General features: G+C 70.3%; 3 protein-coding genes. 2 read left to right on the top strand and 1 reads right to left on the bottom strand.

The features are described from left to right. Window positions 1-4 precede the first annotated feature (4 nt). Window positions 5-1,057, top strand: coding sequence for a hypothetical protein (locus G6O69_RS22275; protein WP_172305522.1), 1,053 nt, complete (start codon window positions 5-7; stop codon window positions 1,055-1,057). After that, window positions 1,057-5,658: a hypothetical protein gene (locus tag G6O69_RS22270; RefSeq protein WP_172305521.1), complete on the top strand. Its 4,602-nt coding sequence runs from the start codon at window positions 1,057-1,059 to the stop codon at window positions 5,656-5,658. The genes G6O69_RS22275 and G6O69_RS22270 overlap by 1 nt, the downstream gene beginning before the upstream one ends. Before the next feature lie 68 nt (window positions 5,659-5,726). On the opposite strand, the gene G6O69_RS22265 is transcribed toward G6O69_RS22270, so the two are convergent. Next, entirely contained in the window at window positions 5,727-7,208 is a 1,482-nt protein-coding gene (locus G6O69_RS22265) for a hypothetical protein (RefSeq protein WP_172305520.1), read from the bottom strand. Between the last annotated feature and the right edge of the window lie 142 nt (window positions 7,209-7,350).

Here is a 7,350-nt window from a genome sequence, read left to right as displayed (position 1 = left end):
CGCCATGGCCAAGAACGACTTCTACCCCAGCTCGTCCACCGTGATGGACACGCACCAGGGCGCACGCGTCCCGGTCGGCGCGCTCGTCCAGTCCCAGCTCGGGGGCAGCGAGACCCTCCCCCGCGAGCTCCCCGACGACCTCCAGCGCTGGCTGGTCGGGCTGCGCCTGCTCGAGCACGTGCCCTTCCACTACATCGTCCCCGACGCGCGCATGCTCCCGCCCGAGAGCGCGCGCTTCTTCTATATCGATCGCACGTGGACCGATCGCCTGGTCGACGGCGCGTTCGCGGCCGGGGCGATCAGCAACGGCGAGCTCGAGCTCGCCCGCGACGTGGCCGCGGCCGCGCGCAGCCGCCTCGACGCCGACACGGTCCCCAAGGGCGAATACATCACGGGCATGCTGCTGCGCTCGACCCTGGTCCGCCGCTGGCCGCGGATGGAGATCCGCGCGCACAAGCTGGCCAACCCCCGCCTGGGCACGCCGAACGCCGCCAACCGCCGCCGCAACCTGCGGATCAGCCGGATCTCCGAGAGCATCCTGCTCGTGCTCTGGCACGGCGTCCCCAACTACCTCGCGCTCGAGGAGCCCAAGCACGGCGTGCAGTACGGGGTCAACGACGAGGCCGGGCGGCGCTACGTCGAGCCGCGCAGCCTGGCCACGGGAGAGGCGCTCGAGGACGTCGAGATCAACGTCCAGTATCGCAGCGGAAAGGCCGAGGGCGTGCTCGACATCAGCGCGCTCGCTAGCCAGCTCACGACCGAGCTCGGGACCACCGCCGACTCGCGCCACGTATCCCTGGCGCTCCAGCAGATGCCCTTCATTCAGCCGTTTCGCACGAGCTCCAGCAACCACTATCCCGACGATCCGCCGCAGAGCAACACGCTGATGTGGCAGCAGATCGCCGTCGCCGTGCCGCGCATCGCCGCCGCGATCGAGCACGACCTCGTGGTCTCCCCGGTGCTCGGCGCTCAGGTCGACGTCACCCAGGCCGTCGCCGCCGCGATCGACGAGGGCATGCAATTTCTCACCGCTCAGCTCAACGAGGAGAACTCCTGATGGCCAAGGTGATCAAGGTCCCCATCCACCTCGACGCCATCGTCGTCGACAAGCGCTCCGCCAAGACCGTGTCCGGCTCCAACGACGGCTGGGCCCCGGCGATCGTCGCCGGCAACCCCGACGCGCTCTTTCAGTCGGCGCCCCTCGGCCTCGAGGTCGGCGTGCACCTGCACTGGGCCCTGCCCGACGCGCTGTGCCAGGCCCACGAGAGCGTCGACGGTCAACGCACCGAGTTCTTCTCGGTCCCGGATCTGTGGCTGGTGATCCGCTACCTGCCCCCGGCCAAAGACGGCCAGGCCAAGCGCAGGCTGGTGGTCTGGGCCGTCGACTCGATCTCGGGGCGCAAGTACGTGCTCCAGGGGCCGAGCGAGTCCACGACCCAGCTCCCGAGCACGCCGGTGTTCGAATACCCCCTGGGCATGCGCGCGGGCGGCAAGCAGGTCACCATCAGCGCCGCCGACAAGAAGGTGCTCAGCTCGGTGATGAGCCAGGCCAAGACCAAGGCCACGCTCGAGGCCCAGGCCTCCCCCCAAGCCGTCCAGCTGATCGCCCAGGCCCAGGCCAACGACTGGCAGCTCGCCCCCGGCAGCCAAAGCGTGATCGAGAGCCTGCTCGAGCAGCTGCGCGGCGAGGGCAGCCTCGGCACGCCCATCGACAGCCTCGCCAAGGTCATCGAGCAGCGCGACGATCGCCCCGAGCGGCTGACCGCCTCGGGCTTCCAAGATCGCAACACCGGCGAGTTCCCCGAGCCGGCCCCCGCCGAGGCCGCGCCGGGGCCGATGTGGGCGGCCTACTACCCCAACGCTCGCAACCGCTTTGGTATCCACGACTCGCTCAGCGACCTCGAGCAGGGCGAAGGCCCGGTCTCGTACATGGTCGTCGGCTGGTACCACGACCCCGACGAGGACCCCCTCTACGCCGCCGGCACCGCCTCCGCCCGCCGCCAGCTGCTCGAGGCCTTCAACTGGACCTACCGCGAGCCCAAGGGCCAGACCTTGCCCGAGCTCTTCGAGCAGATGCCGCAGATCGAGGACCTGCGCGAGTACATCACCGAGATCGAGGAGCTGGTCCACGAGATCAACCCCGACGATCTCCTCGACGAGCTGATCAACCCCGGCCCGGGCGGAGGCCTGCCCGACGAGTACGATCCCCTGCCCGGCGGCGTCTTCGACGACGTCCCCGAGCTGCCCACCGACGTGTTCAATCAGCCCGACATCGGCCTGCGCCACCGCCAGCCCGACATCGTGCGCGTCGGCGCCGAGGGCTTCGACCTCGCCATCGGCCAGGGCCGCGCGCTGACCCAGCAGCTCGCCGCGCGCACCGAGCAGCTCGACGCCGCGAGCACCCGCACGCGCGCCGCGACAACCACCAAGTCCGGCCCCAAGCTGCTCGGCGGCACGACCACCCTCAACAAGGCCGCGAGCCTGCGCAGCGCCAAGCTGGCGGCCATGGCCGGCTCCAAGGCCAAGCTGGTCCGCGATCGTCAGGCGCTGCTCATGCGCCGCGCCCAGCAGCAGCGCCTGCGCGAGCGCGCCACCGACGTGGTCGTCGCCACGCCGAGCAAGCAGACCACCACGAGCACCGCCAGGACCGAGCTCGCCGTCGATCGCAAGCTCGCAACCAGCAGCCGCGCCGCCGCCGTGTCCAAGCTCGTCACCCGCGCGAGCCAGGGCTCGCTCGTCGCGGGCATCTCCCAGCACGAGCTGCTCGGCGCCCTGGCCGACACCAACCTCGGCATCGAGCGCGACTCGAGCCTGCTCGACATCGTCCCCGGCCAGCTCATGCGCACGCCCGCGCCCAGCCGCATCGTCTGCCACGGCGCGGTGCTCGGCGTGGGCGTCAAGGGCAGCGAGGGCATCTACGTCGGCGCGAGCCTGGGCATCATCGACGAGGGCGAGTCCAGCGAGGCCGTGCTCGGCTCGTCCTACGCCTCGGCGATCGCCGATGAGCTCTCGCAGGACTATAGCGGCTCGACCTCGGCCAAGAAGGCCGTGCTCGAGGCCCTCCACGCCGGGCTCCAGAGCCGCCTGAGCTCGGCCTCGGGCGCCGAGCGCCTGCCTCAGCTGCTCCACCAAGACAGCTTCGACCCGAGCCACGTCGATGACGACGGGCCGCGCACCCGCAAGCTCGTCTTGGTCCCCGCCCTGCTCGAGGGCGAGCCCGTGGCGATCCCCGCGGACGCCGAGCGCCCGGGCGTCGGGCTCGCGGTCGACCAGTCCGAAGATCGCAGCCGCTGGCTCGGCGGCGACGAGCCCGTGGACCTCGTCGAGATGCGCCCGGCCGCCGAGGGCCAGCGCGTGGCGATGCGCTACCTCGGCCAGATCACGGCCGGCCAGGCCATCGCCGGCACCTCGCCCTCCGCGCTCGTCGTCAAGCAGCAGTGGGACGCCCGAGAGCAGCGCATCGTCGAGGATCCAGCGATCCGCTGGTGGCGGCCAGCCGATCCCATCGTCCTGCTCGAGGGCGCGTCCCGGGGCCTTCGCCACGGCAAGGACGGGCGCTTCGATCCCGACGGTCGCCTGAGCTGCCGACTCAGCGGCCAGGGCGTCGACGTCAACGACATCAGCTTGCTGTGGTCCTACTTCCTGCCTCAGGACGGGGCCGTGCGCGAGCCCATCCGCGGCGAGGACCTGGTGTTCACCGGCCCCTTCCTCGCCCAGCTCGGCGAGGAGCTGCGCCCGGCGATCGACGAGCTCGTCAGCGAGACGGCGCTGCTCGATCCGACCAACAAGCGGCGCATGAGCAAGGTCTGGACCAGCAGCGCGAGCGCCAAGGTCGCGCCCGACGACGTGTTCGAGACCCACTGCGAGATGTGGCGGACCCGCAGCCACCCCAACGTCGACGACGAGGCCATCGACGCGCTGCTCGGCTTTGGCAAGGATCTGCCCAGCCCGATCGCCATCAAGTTCAACGATCGCGTGTGGTCGCCGATCATCGCCGAGTACGAGGCCAAGTTCGAGGCCGCCTCCGGGCGCGACCAGAACCTGACCGACAACTGGGTCCTCGGCGACGTCGAGCACGAGCTCATCCCCTCGCATGCGAATATTTTGTCCAACGACAAGAGCCGCACCTACGAGGGCCGGGCCTTCCCGACCCCCGCCGCGGCCGAGACCATGGCCGAGGCGATCAGGGACGCGGCGAGCGGGGATCAGGAGCTGGCCGCCAAGGCCGAGACCGTCGCCCAGCACCTGCGTCAGCTCGACGTGCTCGGGTTCTCGATCCCCGACATCGACGAGACCGCCGCGACCGAGGCCTCGACCCACGCCGGCCGGCTCCGCCTGACCCGCGTGCGCGTGGTCGACACCTTTGGCCAGACCCACAAGTTCGAGCGCAAGAAGGTCGCCCACGACGACTGGGCCCCGGGCTCGCGCCGGAACGACGCCGCCGAGCAGCGCATGCTCTTGCGTCCGCGCCTGCCCTACCTGGCCAAGCTCCACTTTCGCTTCATGGACGCCGAGACGCTGCCCAAGGCCGATCCCGAGGACGCGCGCCCCTGGCTGTCTCCAATCTGCGGCTACCTGCTGCCCGATCACATCGAGCACGCCATCGAGGTGTTCGACAACCGCGGCCGCGCCCTCGGACAGATCCGCCACCGCGGCAAATTTGGGCTCAGCGAGGCGGACATCGCCAACAAGCAGGACCTCTACGTGGTCTGGGATCCCGCGCCCGGCGTCGAGCCGCGCCTGGGCGACGAGGCCGCGAGCATCGACAACCCCTTCTTGCGCGGCGTCATCCGGGGCATCCTCCGCTACAACAAGGCGATCGCCGACGCCGCGCTGACCGGCGCGCCGGCGCCCGATGAGAGCGCCCTGAGTGCGATGATCCGCGCCATCGATACGGTCCAGGACACGGTCGATCGCAAGGTCGGGCGCAACGAGTTCATTGCGACCCTGGTCGGGCGACCGGTCGCCGTCGTGCGGGCCCGCGCTCGCCTCGAGATCCGTCCCCCGGCCGAGATGACGACTCGGCCCCGCGGCATCGAGGCTCGCCTGGGCTCACTCACGCAGTTCGAGGACGGCCTGTTCGGTTACTACGAGATCAAGAACAAGATCCAGGCCGAGGCCAAAGGCGACACCGACATCGACGTCGAGGACTTCATGCACTTCCACCCGCCCCACGACGCGGTCTTGACCCACGCCCGCCCGCGCCTGGGCAGCGCCGACGTCGAAGCGACGACCCAGCCGATCACCCACGACTTCATCCAGAACGACCCCACTGTGGACCTCGCGCCCAGCGAGGACGTCGAGCTGGTCTTGCTCATGGATCCCCACGCCGGCGTCCACGCGACCACGGGCCTGCTCCCGCGCAAGCGCATCATGCTCGATCGCACGCAGTACGAGGACGCGCTCGGGCGCATCGCCCCGACCTTCAAGGTCGGGCCGGTGCTCCTCGATCCCAAGACCAAGGCCATGCCGGTCCCCGGCCTCGAGCGCTTCGACTGGGCGTGGACGCGGCGCGAGCAGCCGGCCTCGGGCCCCGACGGCTGGTCCGTCAGCGAGGTCGGCACGCTGCCCGACAGCGCCGTGCTGCCCACCCAGCCGCTCGAGCTCCACGAGGGCTGGCTGCGCCTGCTCGCCGACGAGGAGTCGGCGGCCAGCTGAGCCCCGGCTGCGCCCGAGACGAGGGGTCCCGCGCCGCGCTCGAGCAATCGGGCGCGGCGCGAGTGCGATCAGTACTCGAACAAGCAGCGCGTCAGCGGGACGCCGACGTCCTTGGTCACGTAGAGGTAGTAGGTCTGCCCCGGGACCAGGCCCGTCGGCGCGTCGTCGGCGGGGTAGCGCTGGCTCAGGCCCGCGGGCAGCTCACCGTAGACGAGCTCGCCGCTGGCCACGGGCTCGCCGTCTTGCCAGGGCACGTCGACGCGCCACAAGGTCCCGTCGGGGAGGTCGAGGTTGGGCGGCACCGTCGGGTTGCCGCTCTCGGCCTCGAGCACGTAGATGTAGCGCGCCGTGCCGCCGGTCCAGGTGATCGTCCCGTCCACGCCCACGCCCTCCCCGTTGGCGCAGGCCTCGGGCTCGTAGATCAGCTGCTGATAGAGCGGCCCGCCAAAGGCCTCGGCGTCGACGAAGTCCTCGGCCCCGAGCCCGCGATACTCGAGCTCGGCCATGAAGAAGGCCACCATTCGCTCGGGGTCCGTGCTCGGGATCCCCGAATTGATGCGATCGAAGCCATTGTTGTCTTCGGGGTCGTAGGCGCCAAAAGAGGTCGAGTCGACCCAGCCAGCGCCGAGCGCCAGGCCGGTGTCGTAAAAGGAGTTCATCCAATTGTTGGGCGCCTCCACGTACCAATTCGAGGTCCCATTCGGCGCGACCTCGGTCGAGTGGCAGCACGCGCACGCGCTGGCCTCGATCTGCTCGCGCACCCAGTCGAGCTCGGCCATGTACTCGGGGTCGTCGAGGCGCGGATCCGGCTCCTCGGGGATCGGCGCGGTCGCCACGGCGTAGTAGGGGCGCTGGCTGTAGATCACCTCGCAGTCGCCGTAGTCGACGAAGCGCCGGCCCTCCTCGGTGCTCGCCGAGACCGCCTGCCAGGTGCAGACCTGCCCGCCCTCGCTCTGGCCCTCGGGCTCGCCCTCGAGCGGCTCGCGGCAGTCCAGGTAGGGCTGAATGAACACGTCCTCGTCGCCGCCCGAGTCCCCGCCGGTCTCGCCGCTGCCCTCGCAGATCTCCGCCGGCTGCCAGACCCCGCCGCCAAAGGTCTCGCAGCCCAGGGCCTGGGTCTCGCACAGCCCCGCGTCGCTGCCGTAGATCACGGTCTCGACCTCCCACTCGGTGCCCCCGTCGAGGACGCAGACGCCGAGGGCGCCCGCGGTCGCGCAGCCCTGCTCGAGATCCAAGCTGCCCGAGACGCCCGAGCAGTCCGCGCTCACGTCCGCCTCGGTCCACGCCGAGCCGAGGTAGTCGCGGCACTCGGGCTGGCTGGTGAAGGGGCTCGTGTAGGCGCAGCTGGGGTTGTCCCCCGGCTCGTCCCCGTCTTCACCCGCGTCCGTCTCGCCCGTGTCGCCGAGCTCGTCTCCGCTCCCGCCTTCAGCGCTGGTCGCGTCAGCTGCGTCGTCCACGTCGTCGCCGTCGCCGGAGAGATCGCCAGAACAGGCGGTCATGAGCCCAAAAGGGGCGATCAAGGTGATGGAGAGGATGCGCTCACGCTTCATGACGAGGCCTTAGCCTAGCCCATCCGGCTTTCAATAGAACACGTTTTAAATTTTATAAATCACCCAGTAGCCTGTCTGTAGGGCATCATCGGACTTACGCGTCACTCACGCATACCCTGAGGGGCGCCGGGCCGGCCTCGCC

The sequence above is a fragment of the Pseudenhygromyxa sp. WMMC2535 genome, from assembly GCF_011083025.2.
The sequence above is the reverse complement of the archived record's forward strand: the minus strand, read 5'-3'. Positions and strand labels throughout refer to the sequence as shown.

Bases quoted from the DNA above. Each gene is read 5' to 3' on its own strand.
- G6O69_RS22275 (WP_172305522.1), top strand. From the start codon at position 5: ATGGCCAAGAACGACTTCTACCCCAGCTCGTCCACCGTGATGGACACG.
- G6O69_RS22270 (WP_172305521.1), top strand. From the start codon at position 1,057: ATGGCCAAGGTGATCAAGGTCCCCATCCACCTCGACGCCATCGTCGTC.
- G6O69_RS22265 (WP_172305520.1), bottom strand. From the start codon at position 7,208: ATGAAGCGTGAGCGCATCCTCTCCATCACCTTGATCGCCCCTTTTGGG.